General features: G+C 74.6%; 11 protein-coding genes and 1 riboswitch. Of the genes, 3 read left to right on the top strand and 8 right to left on the bottom strand.

What is annotated here, in order from left to right; genetic code table 11:
• Nucleotides 1–54 precede the first annotated feature (54 nt).
• Complete coding sequence (gene cobN / locus QI554_RS06455; RefSeq protein ID WP_425527924.1) at nucleotides 55–3,846, bottom strand: cobaltochelatase subunit CobN; 3,792 nt, start codon at nucleotides 3,844–3,846, stop codon at nucleotides 55–57.
• 21 nt (nucleotides 3,847–3,867) lie between these two features.
• Nucleotides 3,868–3,955, bottom strand: a riboswitch (cobalamin riboswitch).
• A gap of 301 nt (nucleotides 3,956–4,256) precedes the next feature.
• Between cobN and QI554_RS06460 the strand changes: the two genes are divergently transcribed.
• Nucleotides 4,257–5,150 carry a hypothetical protein gene (locus QI554_RS06460; RefSeq protein ID WP_281466846.1) on the top strand — a complete coding sequence of 298 codons (894 nt, stop codon included), beginning with the start codon at nucleotides 4,257–4,259 and terminating at the stop codon, nucleotides 5,148–5,150.
• 7 nt (nucleotides 5,151–5,157) lie between these two features.
• Here the strand turns inward: QI554_RS06460 and QI554_RS06465 are convergent, their stop codons facing one another.
• The 5 genes from QI554_RS06465 to QI554_RS06485 all read right to left on the bottom strand — a co-directional run bounded on the left by QI554_RS06465 (nucleotide 5,158) and on the right by QI554_RS06485 (nucleotide 10,576).
• Complete coding sequence (locus QI554_RS06465) at nucleotides 5,158–6,036, bottom strand: DUF4436 domain-containing protein (protein WP_281466848.1); 879 nt, start codon at nucleotides 6,034–6,036, stop codon at nucleotides 5,158–5,160.
• 137 nt (nucleotides 6,037–6,173) lie between these two features.
• The gene (locus QI554_RS06470) at nucleotides 6,174–6,830 is read right to left on the bottom strand and encodes an NAD(P)H-binding protein (protein ID WP_281466850.1); all 657 of its coding nucleotides are present in this window, start codon (nucleotides 6,828–6,830) and stop codon (nucleotides 6,174–6,176) included.
• A gap of 135 nt (nucleotides 6,831–6,965) precedes the next feature.
• The gene (locus tag QI554_RS06475) at nucleotides 6,966–7,559 is read right to left on the bottom strand and encodes a nuclear transport factor 2 family protein (protein WP_281466852.1); all 594 of its coding nucleotides are present in this window, start codon (nucleotides 7,557–7,559) and stop codon (nucleotides 6,966–6,968) included.
• A 54-nt stretch (nucleotides 7,560–7,613) separates the two neighbouring features.
• Nucleotides 7,614–8,306: a response regulator gene (locus QI554_RS06480; protein ID WP_281466854.1), complete on the bottom strand. Its 693-nt coding sequence runs from the start codon at nucleotides 8,304–8,306 to the stop codon at nucleotides 7,614–7,616.
• Between the two features lie 665 nt (nucleotides 8,307–8,971).
• On the bottom strand, nucleotides 8,972–10,576 hold the full coding sequence (locus QI554_RS06485; protein ID WP_281466856.1) for a sensor histidine kinase: 1,605 nt from the start codon (nucleotides 10,574–10,576) through the stop codon (nucleotides 8,972–8,974).
• Between the two features lie 198 nt (nucleotides 10,577–10,774).
• On the opposite strand from QI554_RS06485, the gene QI554_RS06490 reads away from it, so the two are divergent.
• Complete coding sequence (locus tag QI554_RS06490; RefSeq protein WP_281466858.1) at nucleotides 10,775–11,365, top strand: hypothetical protein; 591 nt, start codon at nucleotides 10,775–10,777, stop codon at nucleotides 11,363–11,365.
• Here the strand turns inward: QI554_RS06490 and pruA are convergent.
• Complete coding sequence (pruA, locus tag QI554_RS06495; protein ID WP_281466859.1) at nucleotides 11,304–12,941, bottom strand: L-glutamate gamma-semialdehyde dehydrogenase; 1,638 nt, start codon at nucleotides 12,939–12,941, stop codon at nucleotides 11,304–11,306. The genes QI554_RS06490 and pruA overlap by 62 nt on opposite strands.
• 158 nt (nucleotides 12,942–13,099) lie before the next feature.
• A complete protein-coding gene (locus QI554_RS06500; RefSeq protein WP_281466861.1) occupies nucleotides 13,100–14,029 on the bottom strand; it encodes a proline dehydrogenase family protein in 930 nt (309 codons plus the stop codon).
• A 419-nt stretch (nucleotides 14,030–14,448) separates the two neighbouring features.
• Here QI554_RS06500 and QI554_RS06505 point away from each other — a divergent pair, with 419 nt between their 5' ends.
• A complete protein-coding gene (locus QI554_RS06505) occupies nucleotides 14,449–15,615 on the top strand; it encodes a PucR family transcriptional regulator (RefSeq protein WP_281466863.1) in 1,167 nt (388 codons plus the stop codon).
• Nucleotides 15,616–15,702: the final 87 nt, after the last annotated feature.

Genomic DNA, 15,702 nt, shown 5'->3' on the forward strand with positions numbered 1-15,702 from the left:
GTGGCGACCGGCTCGCGCGGGTGCCCGGCCTCCGGGGCGGATCCCCCCGCGGCCTCAGCCATTCCCGCCGCCGTCCCCGTCTATGCCGCCCTCCAGGTCGCCCTCGACCTCCAGGTACGCCTCGCGCAGCCCGTCCAGTGTGGCCGCGTCCGGCTTGGCCCACAGCCCGCGGTCGGCGGCCTCGATGAGGCGTTCCGCGATGCCTCGCAGCGCCCACGGGTTGGCGCCGCGCATGAACTCGCGGTTGGCCGGGTCGAGGACGTACTCGGCGGCGAGCTTCTCGTACATCCAGTCCTGCACGACGCCGGTGGTCGCGTCGTAGCCGAACAGGTAGTCCACGGTTGCGGCGAGCTCGAACGCGCCCTTGTAGCCGTGCTTGCGCATGGCCTCGATCCAGCGCGGGTTGACCACGCGGGCGCGGAACACGCGCGCGGTCTCCTGCTCGAGCGTGCGCGTGCGGACCGCGTCCGGCATCGTCGAGTCGCCGATGTACGCGGCGGGCGCCGTGCCGGTGAGCGCGCGCACGGCCGCGACCATGCCGCCGTGGTACTGGAAGTAGTCGTCGGAGTCGGCGATGTCGTGCTCGCGGGTGTCGGTGTTCTTCGCCGCGACCGCGATGCGCCGGTACGCGCGTTCCATGTCCTCGCGCGCGAACACGCCGTCCAGGCCTCGCCCGTAGGCGTAGCCGCCCCACGTCGCGTACACCTCGGCCAGGTCCGCGTCGTCGCGCCACGTGCGGGCGTCGATGAGCGGCAGCAGCCCGGCCCCGTAGGCGCCCGGGCGCGAGCCGAACACGCGGGCGGTGGCCCGGCGTTCGTCACCGTGCTCGGCGAGGTTGGCGCGGACGTGCGCGCGCACGTGGTTGTCCTCGTCGGACTCCTCCAGCCCGGCGGCCAGCCGCACGGCGTCGTCGAGGAGCAGGACGACGTGCGGGAACGCGTCCCGGAAGAAGCCGGAGATGCGCACGGTCACGTCGATGCGCGGCCGCCCGAGCTCCTCCAGCGGGATCGGCTCCAGGCCGGTGACGCGCCGAGAGGCGTCGTCCCACACCGGCCGGACGCCGAGCAGCGCCAGCACCTCGCCGACGTCGTCGCCGCTGGTGCGCATGGCGCTGGTGCCCCACACCGACAGGCCGACCGACGACGGCCATGTCCCGGTCTCCTCGCGGTACTTGGCGAGCAGCGAGTCGGCGAGCGCCTGGCCGGTCTCCCACGCGAGGCGGCTGGGCACCGCCTTGGGGTCGACGGTGTAGAAGTTGCGGCCGGTCGGCAGGACGTTGACCAGGCCGCGCAGCGGCGACCCGGACGGGCCGGCCGGCACGTAGCCGCCGTCGAGCGCGTGCAGGACCGCGTTGATCTCGTCGCCGGTGCGGTCCAGGCGCGGCACGACCTCGGTGGCGGCGAAGGCGAGCACGTCGGCGACGGCGGTGGCGACCGCCGGGCCCGCGGAGGCGCCGAGCACGGCGTCGATGACGTCGGGCGCCGCGGCCGGGTCCCAGCCGCGCTCCTCCATTCCGGAGACCAGCGCGTGCGCGGCCGCCTCGGCGTCGTCGGTCTCGCGGCGGCCGGCGGTGCCGCCCTCGACGAGGCCGAGCGCCTCGCGCAGGCCGGGGAGCGCCGCGCTGCGGCCGCCCCACACCTGGCGGGCGCGCAGCATGGCGGTGACCAGGTTGATGCGTCCGGCGCCGGTGGGCGCGGTGCCGAGGATGTGCAGGCCCTCGCGGATCTGCGCGTCCTTGACCTCGCACAGCCAGCCGTCGAGGTGCAGCAGGAAGTCGTCGAACTCGGCCTCGTGCGGCCGGTCCCCGATGCCGAGGTCGTGGTCGAGGCGGGCGGCCTGCACGAGCGTCCAGATCTGCGCCTGCACGGCCGGGGCCTTGGCCGGGTCGAGCGCGGAGACGTTGGCGTACTCGTCGAGGAGCTGTTCGAGCCGGGTCAGGTCGCCGTACGTCTCGGCGCGCGCCATCGGCGGCACGAGGTGGTCGACGATGACGGCGTGCGCGCGCCGCTTGGCCTGCGCGCCCTCGCCCGGGTCGTTGACGAGGAACGGGTAGATGAGCGGCAGGTCGCCGAGCACCGCGTCGGGCCCGCACTCGGCGGACAGGCCGAGGTTCTTGCCGGGCAGCCACTCGAGCGTGCCGTGCTTGCCCAGGTGCACCAGCGCGTTCGCGCCGAAGCCGCCGTTCTCGCGCGCGGCGTCGAGCCACCAGTAGGCGGCCAGGTAGTGGTGGCTCGGCGGCAGGTCCGGGTCGTGGTAGATGGCGACCGGGTTCTCGCCGAAGCCGCGCGGCGGCTGGATGATCAGCACGACGTTGCCGGCCCGCAGCGCCGCGAGCACGATCTCGCCCTCGGGGTCGCGCGAGTGGTCGACGTACAGCTCGCCCGGTGCGGGGCCCCAGTGCTCCTCGATGTTGGCGCGCAGCCCGACCGGCAGCGTCGCGTACCGGGCGCGGTACTCGGCGGCGCTGATGCGCACCGGGTTGCCCTCGAGCTGCGCCTCGCTCAGCCACTCGGGGTCCTGGCCGCCCGCGGCGATCAGGGCGTGGATGAGCGCGTCGCCGTCGGCCGGCTCCAGGCCGGGCAGCGCGTCGGCGCCGTCGACCGGGCCGACGTCGTAGCCGGCCTCGCGCATCGCGCGCAGCAGCGCGACCGCGCTCGCCGGGGTGTCGAGGCCGACGGCGTTGCCGATGCGGGCGTGCTTGGTCGGGTACGCCGACAGCACGACGCCGATGCGGCGCTCGGCGGCCGGGACGTGCCGCAGCTGTGCGTGCCGTACCGCGATGCCCGCGACGCGCGCGGCGCGTTCCGGGTCGGCGGCGTAGAAGGTCAGTCCGTCGGCGCCGGTCTCCTTGAAGGAGAACGGCACGGTGATCAGGCGGCCGTCGAACTCGGGGACGGCGACCTGGGTGGCGGCGTCCATCGGGGACAAGCCGGCGTCGCCCGCCTCCCAGTCGGCGCGGCTGGTGGTCAGGCTGAGCGCCTGCAGGACGGTGATGTCGAGCTCGGCGAGCGCCCCGACGTCCCACGACTCGTCGTCGCCGCCGGCCGACGCCTCGGCCGGGCGCGCGCCGCCCGCCGCCAGCACGGTCACCAGCAGCGCGTCGCACTCGCCGATCGCCTCGAACAGCGCGGGCTCGGCGCCGCGCAGCGAGGCGCACCACAGCGGGACGGCGCGGCCGCCCGCGTCCTCGATGGCGTCGCACAGCGCGCCGACGAACGCGGTGTTCCCGGCGAGGTGGTGGGCGCGGTAGTAGAGCACGCCGACGGCCGGGGCGTCCGGATTGCGGGTCGACCGCTCCAGGCGGCCCCACGCCGGGACCTCGACCGGGGCCTCGAAGCCGAAGCCGGTCAGCAGCACGGTGTCCGACAGGAAGCGGAACAGGTTGGTCAGGTTGTCGGCGCCGCCCTGCGCGAGGTACGCGTGGGCCTGCGCGCTCACCCCGGCCGGGACCGTCGCGAGCTCCATCAGCGCGGCGTCGGGCGACTGTTCGCCGGACACCACGACGACCGGGCGCGGACCCGCCAGCAGCGCGTCGAGGCCGGCCTCCCAGGCGCGGCGGCCGCCCAGCAGGCGGACGACGACGAGGTCGGTGCCGTCCACGAGCGCGGGCAGGTCGGCGGGGGCGACGCGGGCGGGGTTGGCGAGGCGCCAGTCGCCCTCGCTCGCCTTCGCGCTGAGCAGGTCGGTGTCCGAGGTGGACAGGAAGAGGATCGTCACGACGCCACCGCCGTCCCGCGCGAGCCGCCCAGGCGGGTGTGGATGGACGTGGTCGTGCGCAGGGATGTGCGCGAGCGAACGCAGGACGGAGTCGTCACCGTGCGCGCCTCTCCGGGGTCCTCGCCCCATCGGACAACAGGGGTGGACGCGCAGTTCCTGACTCCCGTCCGCCGCCGTCAGGCCGGCCGCGCGAACGGTCACAGTGGCGGGACCGTCCCGGACTCGCACCGGGTTCCTGGCCACGCCCTCCCCGCACCGGCGGAGGCCGATGCGGGGTCAGCATCGCGCAGCGCCGGACGCTCCTGCAAGTCACCGGCGCCGCCGGACGGTGTCGGTTCCGCCACGCCGGCGGCGGTGCGCCGGACGCCCGCCCGGACCGCGCGGAGGCTCCCGTCAGCGGCGACGTTCACGGCCGGGGAGCGGCGGCGGCTGTGGCGGAGGGGCGAAATTGTAGTCAGCGGAGGGGACTTGATGTCACGATCCGGGAAATCCGGAGAAACCGGTCCCCTCGGCAACCAACCGGGTCTAACTTCGTAGATATGCCCGGAAATTGGACTGCGCAACGCTGCGCGGACCGGCGTGCCCGCTTCCTGGCGTACCTCATGGAGCGCGCGCCCCGGCACTGGGCGGCGATGATCCGGCACGGCGCGCGCAGCATGGCGCCGGCCGAGTGGCGCGACGGCCCGCCCGCCGAACAGGCCGAGCGGATGGCGCGCGTGCAGGTCGAGCGGGTCGCGGACAGCCCCGCGTACGCGGTCGACGAGCCGGCCGTGCGGGCGCTGCGCAGCGCGTCCGTCGACCTGCGGCTCCCGATGGCGGCGGAGCTGCTTCCGGCCACCCGAGGCCTGCTGATGTTCCAGGTGCCGATCGGCGTCGACCCGACGGACGGGTGCACGCCGCTGACCGCCGCGACCTGGGGGCCGAGCCTCCCGACGCACTACGCCGGGGTGTGGCTCACCTGGTGGTTCGACGCCGAGGCGGCCGCCGCCCGGGAGGTCCGCGAGGGGCGGCTCACCGAGGCGGAGGCCCGCACCGGGCTGGCGCACGTGGGGCCGTGGCTGCCGGCCGGGCACCTGTCGCTGCCGTTCGTGCCGGTGCTGGAGACGCGGCTGTGGCCGCGCCGCGCGGCGGACCGGGTCGACCCCGAGGCGCTGATGATCCGGACCATAGCGGGGTCGTGGCTCGCGCTGACCCGGGGCCTGCTCGTCGCGACGCCCGCCGCGACGGAGCTGACGTCCCCTCAAGCTGCGGGCTCGGCAGGCATCGTCGGCCTGCACATGGTGCGCGCCGGCGGCCGGGACCCGATCCTGCTCGCCTCCGGCATCCGGGCCGCCGCGGACGGCGCCGCGGCGGCGGCCCAGCACCGGTACGGCCCGGTCCGCGACTTCACCGACCGGCCGTACCCGCCGGAGTCCGACGACGGGGTCGCCTAGGGGGCGCCTAGGGGGCGGCGTCGGGGAGGGCCGTCGTCGTATCGGTGCCGGGCTTCCGGCCTTCGGCGTGGTTGCCCGCGATCACCGTGACGATGACGCACACCGCGATCAGCGCCTCGACCCACAGGAACGCCAGGTAGTCGATCAGCGAGCCGATCGGCGGCGAACCCGGCGCGGTGTTGCGGAATCCGGCCAGCGCGAACAGCGTCGCCGCCATCCAGCCGAGCGCGGGCCAGACCAGGCCGCGCCGCCGGGTGACGAGGAAGCGGCTGCCGAGCGCCACGGCGAAGGCGAGGCCCCACATGGCGGTCATCATGAAGGTCGCGAAGAACAGGACGCTGTCCGAACGGGTGAGTCCGACGTCGAAGCCCGCGCCGGCGCCCTCGGCCCCCGGGGTCACGTCGGCGGAGAACAGCACGTCGTTGTTGGAGAGGGTGACCCACACGGGAACGGTCCGGCCGCCGGACTTGGCGGAGAACGCGATCACGGTGTCGTACCCGTCGAACGGGTAGTCGGTGATGGCGCCGCCGGTCAGGGCGACCGCCACGTCGGTGCCGGAGATGCGCGTGTGCGCGGGGTAGTCGAGGTCGCCCTTGACCGACGACGAGGTCTGCAGCACCAGGTCCTCGGCCGGGCTGAAGGCGCCTTCGTCGGCGAGCGCCCCGCGCGGCTCGGGCAGCACGCGCAGCACGAGTTCGCGACCGGCGGCGTCCACGCGCTGGATGGAGGCCTTCACGTCGACGCGGTCGGGCGCGCTCGCGTCCCCGGAGTGGTACCGCCGGTCGGCGTGGATCCGCTCGCCGAGCTGCAGCCATACGCCGGCGATCGCGAGGACCACCGCGACGGCGGCCGCGACCAACGGCCATTTGAGCGCGCGGGAGATCACGAGATCGACGGTACGGGAGGAATGAGGTGATTTACCCCAAGCGCTGCGGCACGTGCGCCGGACGGGTCGGCGAACGGGTGAATTGCGGGCGTGACGCGTCGACTTCCGGTCCTACGCGTTGGTCCGGACGGGCTCTTCTAGGCGACGGTGCGGACGGCCTTGTCGACCGGGACGGTCCCGCCGATGAGTTCAAGCGTGCTGCCGACGGTGTTCGGGGCGTCGAGAAGCGCGGCGAGGACGGCCGCGACGTCGTCACGGGTCACGGTGCCGCGGCCGGTCCAGGTCGCGAGGTGGATGAGGCCGGTGCCCGCGTCGTCGGTCAGCGTGCCGGGGCGCAGGATCGTCCAGTCGAGTCCGGCGCGGGAGCTGATGTCGACGTCGGCGGCGGTCTTCGCGCGCAGGTAGGCGGCGAACACCGGGTCGGTGCCGGGCGGCGGCTCGGCGCCCGCGCCGTACGAGGACACGATGAGGAAGCGGCGCACCCCCGCGCGTTCGGCCGCGTCCGCGAACAGCGCGGCGGCCGCCCGGTCGACGGTGTCCTTGCGGGCCGCGCCGCTGCCGGGCCCGGCACCCGCGGCGAACACGGCGGCGTCGGCGCCGGCCAGGTGCGCGGCGACCTCGTCCGGCGACGCCGCCTCCAGGTCGCACACGATCGGCTCGGCGCCGGCGGCGCGCAGTGCGTCGGACTGCTCGGGCTTGCGGATGATCCCGGCCACGCTGTCGCCGCGTGCCGCGAGCAGGCGTTCGAGGCGCAGCGCGATCTGGCCGTGTCCACCGGCGATGACGGTTCGCATGGCGGCGACGCTACCCGGCGCGGGGGGCGGGTATGCGTGGCGTTGGGGCGGTCGCGCGTTCGCGGCGCCTGAGTGCGCGGTGGACGCCGTCGTCGGCGAGTCCGGTTCCACGCCGGTCGGCCTTCGGACGCCGCCTCAGACGCTGCCGGTGCGCGACCAGAACTCCTGCCACGACGGCCACCGCTCGGGCAGCTCCGCACGGGTGATGAGCGGGTTGCCGGGGAAGTGGTAGCGGTCGGCGACGCTCAGCGGGTGTTCCAGGACGTCGGCGGCGTAGAACACCTTCGGCTTGCGGCTGCGGAAGTACCAGCGGCCGTCGCGGCGTTCGTAGCGGTCCCAGTACTGCATGGGCATGACCACCCACAGGTCGCCGACCTCGTGCTCGGGGCGGCAGTAGACGACGCCGGTGGCGTGGTCCTCGTCGACCAGGTCGATCACGTGGTTGCCGATCAGGTGGAACGTGATGCCGTACGGGCGCAGCACCGGGTCGAACCAGCGGGCCAGCGCGTCGCGGCCGACGCCGCCGTCGCCGGTCTCGACGTCGTCGACGAACAGTGAGGTGAGGGCGGGGACGTCGCGGCTGTCGAGGGCCAGCGCGTAGCGGGCGGCGAGCTGCCGGATCTCGTCGCGGGCCTCGAGCCGAGCGACCCGGGCGGCGAGGTCGTCGCCCGCGGGGACGGGGTGTACGGCGCCCGGCGCGCCCGTGTCGTCCGCAGCGGTCTCGTGCATGCCGTGTCCTCTCGCCGGTGCCGCCCCGCGCAGCGATTCTGACACACCGTCAGATCAGTGGGTCCCGTCGAGCAGCCCCAGCTCGTGCGCGAGCACCGCGGCCTGCGCGCGACTGCGCACGCCGAGCTTCGGCAGGATGCGGCTGACGTGGGTCTTCGTGGTCGCCCCCGCCATGTCCAGGCGTGCCGAGATCTCCGCGTTGGACATGCCCTGGCCCAGGCAGACCAGCACCTCGCGCTCGCGCGGCGTCAGCGTGTCGACGAGACCGGCCCGGGGGTCGGGCGCCTGGTCCGGCGCGTGCCCGGAGGAGGCGAACGCGGCGATGAGCCGACGGGTGACGGCCGGGGCGATCATGCCCTCGCCCCGCGCGACGAGCCGCACCGCGTCGACGAGAGCGGCCGCGTCGGAGTCCTTGAGCAGGAACCCCGACGCACCGGCCCGCAGCGCGCCGAAGACGTACTCGTCGAGGTCGAAGGTGGTGAGGACGAGAACGTCGGCCAGGCCTTCGGAGACGACCACGCGTGTGGCGGCGACGCCGTCCATCCGGGGCATCTGGACGTCCATGAGGACGACGTCGGGGCGGAGCACACGGGCGAGCCGAACAGCCTCCTCCCCGTCAGCGGCCTCCCCGACGACCGAGACCCCCGACGCGGCCCCGAGGATCATGACCAGCCCGGCCCGGACCGCGCCCTGGTCCTCGGCGACGACGACGCGGATGGGGGTGGGGGTGGCGGACGTCTCGGTCACGCGGGCTCCTGAGCGGGGGTGGAGGGGGGACGGGGGGCGACGGCGTCACGGGCGTGACGGCGTGACGGGCCCGACGGGCGCGACGGGCGCGATGACGTGGCGGTCCTCACGGGCGTGACCGCGTGACCGCGTGACGGGGCGACGGGGCGACGGGGCGACGGGGCGACGGGGCGACGGGGCGACGGGGCGACGGGGCGACGGGGCGACGGGGCGACGGGGCGAGACTCCCACGCGGTGCGGCGACGAGGGGCCGGTCAGGCCCGGGCGGAGGCCTCGGCCTTGGGCGGTTCGGGCGCGGGCTCCGGCGGCGCAGCGACGCACGTAAGGACAAGGCCGATGACGGCAACCGCGAGGGGCCATCGGGCGCTGGGGCGTCATGCGCTTCTCCCGAGCACACCTCGGGCGGTCCGCCACGACATCCAGCGGGAGTTCGGCTCGGACGCGCCACAGTCCGTGGGCTCGGTCAGCGCCGTCGGTGTCATGGGTGCCGTCGGCCCAGGCGCCCTCGAAGCGGGTGCCGAGCAGCGCCGCATGCTGGGGCGTCATGCGTCCTCCACGCACGCCTCGGCCTCGGCGGGTTCGGGCGCGGGCTTCGGCGGCGGAGCGGCGCGCGTGAGGACGAGGCCGGTGACGGCGGTCGCGAACGGCTGTCAGACGCCTGGCCGTCACGCGTCCCCCCGCGCACGCCTCGGGCGGTCCGCCGGGACGTCCAGTGGGAGGTCGGCGCGGACACGCCAGAGCCCGTGGGCCCGGTCAGCGCGGTCGGTGCCGTCGGTGCCGTGGGCGCCGTCGGCCCTGTGGGCACCGTCGGCGGGGGCGGCCTCGAAGTGGCCGCCGAGCAGCGCCGCGCGCTCGCGCATGCCGACCAGGCCCGCACCCGCGCCCGGGGCGCGGGGGTTCGGTTCTGCCTTGTACGGGCTCTCGACCGTGACCGCCAGACAGCGGGCCGCTCCTTCGGTCACGGTCAGGGTCACCGTCACCACGCCCGGTGCGGCGTGCTTGAGGGCGTTGGTCACCGACTCCTGAGCGATCCGGTACGCCGCCAGCTCTACCGGGGCCGGGAGCGGGGTCGGGTCGCCGCCGTTCGTCCGGCGCTCGTCTCGGAGTTCGAAGCACAGGCCGCTCGCCTCGCCACTGCGTGAGGCGCGGGCGACCAGCGCGTCCAGCGAGTCCAGGCGCGGTACGGCGGCGGAGACCTCGGTGTCGGCGAGGGGGTAGTCGAAGGGGTCGGTGGGGTGGGGCGAGGCCTGGTCGGGGGCGGTGGGGCGACGGGTGGTGGGTGTCGCGTGGCTGTGGCTGTGGCTGTGGCTGTGGCTGTGGCTGGTGCCGTAGCCGGTCCCGTCGCCGGTGCCGGTTCCGTCGGCGTTGCCGGTGCCTGCGGTCGGGGCGGCCGGGTCCCCCGGCGCCGTGCGTTGTCCGTTGGAGCCCGCGGGCGCGGCGCGGTTCGGAGTTCGGGTCGTGCCGCCCGCCCCCGTGTCGCCGTCAGCGGTCTGCGGCCAGGTCCCGTCGAGGGCCTCTCCCCCGCCGCCGGCGCGCAACAGCCCGATCAGCCTTCGCATTTCGGCGAGGCCCTGCACGCTGCTCTCGCGGATCACCGCCAGGGAGCGCGCGGTCGCCTCGGGGTCGCCCGCGGCCACCGAGATCGCGGCCGTCGAGTGGATCGCGATCGCCGACAGGTGGTTGGCGACCACGTCGTGCAGTTCGCGGGCCATCCGCGCGCGTTCCTGTTCGACGGCGCGGCGCCGGTCCATCTCGGCGAGCAGCGCGGTCTGTTCGGCCCGCAGGCGTTCGGCGGCGGCCGCGTCGCGGTGGGTGCGGATCAGCCAGCCCGTCCCCGCCGGCGCGACCGCGACCAGCCCGGCGAACACCCCCAGCAGCAGCGCCTCCGGCCTGCGCAGCGCGCCGACCGCGACGACCGTCACGACCACGGTGAACGTCACGGCGGCCGGCGTGACCTGCCGGGCCCAACGCTGCGGCGCGTAGAGCGCCGACGCGTACACGAGGTCGGTGAACATGACGATGGTGGCGAGGTTGCCGCCCGTCACCTGGTCCCCGGCCAGCGCGACGAAGCCCACGACCAGGGCGGCACGCGGCGCGGTGCGCCGGAACAGCTCGGTCGCCGCCATGACGACGAGCGGCACCAGCGGCAGCACCCGCGGGATCGCGTCGTAGTACGCGTTCTGGAGCCCGAACCACCACAGCACGAACCCGCCGACGAGCCCGCCCACGGCGATCGCGATGTCGTGGGGGTGCGGACGCTCCAATGCCATGGCTCCATCCGACCATGCCCGACTACGCCGCTCCGTCGTCTGCGGGGTGTGTCCCGGGCGGCCAGGCGTACATCGAACGATGCAGCCGCCGGTCGTCGGCGCCGACGACGCGCGGGCGGGGGCGCGTCGGGAAGCCTGGAGGCACGGTCGCCGAACCGGTGCCACAGCCGGTCGTTCCCCCTCGTCCGAGGAGTCCCCATGTTGCTCGCGTTGGTCGTCGCCTGTGAGATCGGCTTCTGGCTGATCCTCGGCGCCGGCCTGGTCGCCCGCTACCTGCTGCGGTGGCGGCGTACCAGCACCGTGCTGCTGGTGTCCGTGCCGCTCGTCGACGTCGTGCTGCTCGCAGCCACGATCGTCGACCTGCGCCGCGGCGCCACCGCCGACTGGACCCACGGGCTGGCCGCCGCCTACATCGGCTTCTCGGTCGCGTACGGCCACTACCTGGTGCGCTGGGCGGACTCCTGGTTCCTCCACCGTTTCGCGGACGGCCCGAGGCCGCCGAAGCCGCCCAAGTACGGCACGGCCCGGGCCGTCCACGAGTGGAAGATCGCCGCCCGGACCGCCCTGTCCTGCGCGATCGCGCTCGTGCTGCTCCAGGCGGCGATCTGGATGGTCGGCGACGCCACGCGCACCAAGGCACTTCATTGGGCCCAGGTGCGCATGCTCTGGATCGCGGGCATCAACGCCCTGGTGGCGCTGACCTACACCCTGTGGCCCAAGCGGCCCGTCAGTTCCCGCCCCCCATGTGCGGGTAGCGGTAGTCGGTCGGGGGAACGAAGGTCTCCTTGATCGTGCGGGTGCTGGTCCAGCGCATCAGGTTCTGCGCCGCGCCCGCCTTGTCGTTCGTCCCGGACGCGCGGCCGCCGCCGAAGGGCTGCTGGCCGACCACGGCGCCGGTGGGCTTGTCGTTCAGGTAGAAGTTCCCGGCGGCGAAGCGCAGGAACCCGGTCGCCTCGGCCAGCGCCGCGCGGTCCTGCGCGATCACCGCGCCGGTCAGGGCGTACGGCGACACGGACTCCATCTGGCGGAGCATCGGCTCCCAGTCGGCGTCGTCGTACACGTGGACGCCGAGGATCGGGCCGAAGTACTCGTCGCGGAAGATCTCGTCGGTCGGGTCGTCCGAGACCAGCAGGGTCGGGCGGACGAAGTAGCCGACGCTGTCGTCGTACGTCCCGCCCGCGACGACGTCGACCGACGCGGTCGCGTGCGCGCGGTCGATCGCGGCCTTGTTCTTCGCGAAGGCGCGCTCGTCGATGACCGCGCCCATGAAGTTGCTCAGGTCGGTGACGTCGCCCATGCTCAGGCCCTCGATCTCCGCGACGAGCTCGTCGCGGAAACCGCTCTGCCACAGCGAGCGCGGGACGTAGGCACGGGACGCGGCCGAGCACTTCTGGCCCTGGAACTCGTACGCGCCGCGGACCATCGCGGTCTTCAGCACCGCCGGGTCGGCGGTCGGGTGCGCGACGATGAAGTCCTTGCCGCCGGTCTCGCCGACGATCCGCGGGTACGTGCGGTACTTCTCGATGTTCATGCCGACGGTGCGCCACAGGTGGCGGAACGTCGCGGTCGAGCCGGTGAAGTGGATGCCGGCCAGGTCCGGGTCCTCCAGGACGACGTCGGACACGGCGATGCCGTCGCCGGTGACCAGGTTGATGACGCCCGGCGGCATCCCGGCCTCTTCGAGCAGGCGCATGAGGTGCCAGGCGGCGAGCGTCTGCGTCGGGGACGGCTTCCACACGACCGTGTTGCCCATCAGGGCGGGGGCGGTGGGCAGGTTGCCGGCGATCGCGGTGAAGTTGAACGGCGTAACGGCGTAGACAAAGCCGTCGAGCGGGCGGTGGTCCAGGCGGTTCCAGACTCCGGGCGAGCTGATCGGCTGCTCCGCGAGGATCCGGCGCGCGAAGTGCACGTTGAAGCGCCAGAAGTCGACCAGCTCGCACGGCGTGTCGATCTCCGCCTGCTGCGCGGTCTTCGACTGCCCGAGCATGGTGGCCGCCGCCAGACGCTCGCGCCACGGACCCGCCAGCAGGTCCGCCGCCTTCAGGATCACCGCCGCACGGTCGTCGAACGACAGCGCGCGCCACCCCGGCGCCGCGGCCTTCGCCGCCGCCACCGCGGCCCGCGCGTCCTCGTGCGTCGCGGAGCCGAACGACCCCAGCACGGCCGCATGCCGGTGCGGCTGCACGACGTCCACCCGCGCGCCGCCGCCCAGGGCCGACACGCCGCCGATCGTCTGCGTCAGCTCGACGGGGTTGGCCGCGAGTTCCTTCAGCGCGGATTCGAGACGGGCGCGCTCGGGGCTGCCGGGGGCGTACGAGTGCACCGGCTCGTTGACCGGTGTGGGGACGTTGGAGACGGCGTCCATGACGAGGAGCCCTTTCGATCGGATCGGGGAGGCTGCGGGATGCGGCGCGGGCGGCGCGGTTCGGGCCGGCGGGGCTTGCGGCCGGGTCGGCGGCCGGGTCGGCGGTCGGGTCGGCGGTCGGGTCGGCGGTCGGGTCGGCGGTCGGGTCGGCGGTCGGGTCAGCGCGACGGCAGGAAGGAGCGCAGGAAGAACGCGACGTTCGCGGGGCGCTCGGCCAGGCGGCGGGTGAAGTAGCCGTACCAGTCGGTGCCGAACGGCACGTACACGCGCACGCGCTCGCCCTCCTCGACGAGCCGCTGCTGCTCGGCCGCGCGGATGCCGTACAGCATCTGGAACTCGTACGAGCCCGGCACGCGGTCGTTGACGAGCGCCAGCTCGCGGGTGATGGCGATCAGGCGCGGGTCGTGCGTCGCGACCATCGGGTGGCCGTCGCCCGCCATGAGGATCTTGAGGCAGCGCACGTACGCCAGGTCCACCTCCCGCCGGTCCTGGTACGCGACCGAAGCCGGCTCGCGGTACGCGCCCTTGACCAGGCGCACGCGCGAACCCTCCACGGCGAGTCTGCGGCAGTCGTCCTCGGTGCGGAACAGGTACGACTGGAGGACCGCGCCCGTGCCGGGGTGCTCGGCGCGGAGCTTGTCCAGGATGTCCAGCGTCGAGTCGACGGTGGTGTGGTCCTCCATGTCCAGCGTGACCGTCGTGCCGACGCGGGAGGCGGCCTCGGCGACCGGACGGACGTTCTCCAGCGCGAGCGCGTGGCCGTCGGCGCCGAGGCCCTGGCCGAACGCCGACAGCTTGACCGACACCTCGACCCGCGACCCGAGCCCCAGCTCCTCGGCGGCCGCCAGCAGCGCCAGGTACGCGTCGCGGTTGGCCTCGGCCTGGGCGGGCTCGGTGATGTCCTCGCCGAGGTGGTCGATCGTGACGTCGAGGCCGGCCTCGGTCAGGGCGCTGACCGCGGCCATCGCCTCGGACAGTTCCTCGCCCGCCACGAAGCGGTCGACGACGGGACGGGTCACGGGCGCCGTCGCGACGAAGTCGCGCAGACGGTCGCTCCGCGATGCGGTGAGCAGCATGCGGCCGAGCACGGTGGTCCTCCGGAGGGGCGGGGCACGGGCGATATGCCGGTGCGAGGCGACGGTAGATCGCGGCGTGGCGGGGGCGACATGGACCGCAGTCGCGTTCCCGGGGTCGCATCTTGTACACATGTATGAACGGGGTCGGCGGGTCGGGACGGGGTCCGGGCGGAGGTCGGAGCGGAGGCGGGAAGGGCCTGGAGAAGGGCCTGGGGAAGGGCCTGGGGACGAGCCGGGGAGCGGCCTCGGGAACCGCGATGGAACGACCCTGCCTACAACCTGACGGCGCCGGCCCGACGGCACCGACCTGACAGCACCGACCCGACGACAACGACCCGGACCGGACCGGACCGCAACGCCCCGGCCGCACCTTCCGAACCGTCTGAACCTTCTGCACCGTCCGAACGACCGCGAGACCCGAACGGAGCCCGATGGCAGCGCCGCGCGACTACCAGCGCCTCGTCGAGGAGGTCGCCGCGCTGCTCGGCGCCCCGGCCACGCTCGAGGACCGCGACTTCGGCCTGGTCGCGTTCTGCGCGCACGAGGGCGACGCGGCGGACGCCGACGACGTCCGGGCCAGGTCGATCCTCAGCCGTACCTCGTCGCCGCAGGTCAAGGCCTGGTTCGAGAGCTTCGGGATCAGCCGCGCCGCCGAGCCCGTGCGGATCCCGGCGGACCCGGCGACCGGGGTCCGGGCCCGGCTGTGCCTGCCGGCCCGGCACCGGGGCGTGACGTACGGGTACATGTGGCTCCTCGACCCGGGGGTGCCCGACGCCGAGCCGTGGGCCGCCGACGACCTGGCCGCGGCGTTCGCGCTGGCCGGACGCGCGGGCGACCTGCTCGCGGAGGAGGCGCACGCCGGGGCGGAACTGGGCGAACGCCTGCGCGACCTGCTGGCCGGTGCCGACGAGGCCCGCGCCGTCGCCGCACTGGAGGCTGCGGGGGCACGGGTCGGCGTCGGCGGCTACGCGGTCGTGGTGGTGCGGGACGCGGCCCAGCACGTACCGGATCCGCTGGCGGTGCACGCGCTGCCGTACGTGGTGGCGGCGTACGCCGACGCCGACGCGGCCGCCCACCCCGTCGGCGAGCTGGTGGCGTTGGTCCGCTCGCCCCGCCCGGCGGCCGACACGGCGCGGCGGATCGCGAAGGGCCGCCGGGCAGCGCGTGGTGGAGTGTCCGCGACGGTGGCCGAACTGCGGGGCGCGTCCCCGTTGTTGGGCCAGGCCCGCGCGGCGGCCCGGGCCGCGGCGGCGTTCCCCGAACGGGCCCCGGTCTCGACCTGGACCGACCTGGGCCCGTACCGCATGCTGGCCCGCCTCGCCGAAGCCCCGGGCGGCGCGGCCCCCGACCCGGCGGTGGCTGTGCTGCTCACCCCCCAACACGCGGAACTGGCCCGCACCGCCGAGATCTACCTCGACCAGGCCGCGCATGCGACGAAGGCCGCGGAGCTGCTGGCGATCCACCGGCAGACGCTGTACTACCGCCTGTCGAGGGTCGAGGAACTGACCGGCCTGGACCTGTCGAACGGCGAGCACAGGCTGTTGGTGCACATGGCCTTGAAGGCCGCCCGCCTGGCGGGGACGGACGGGTCGATCTGACCGACGGGCCCGCTCTCGACGAGCGGGCCTCGCGTGCGGAGTCGTTCGACCGTCGGGCGGGGACGACGAAGAACGCCGGTCGGATCC

The sequence above is a fragment of the Yinghuangia seranimata genome, assembly GCF_029953285.1.
Taxonomy (GTDB): Bacteria; Actinomycetota; Actinomycetes; order Streptomycetales; family Streptomycetaceae; genus Yinghuangia; species Yinghuangia seranimata.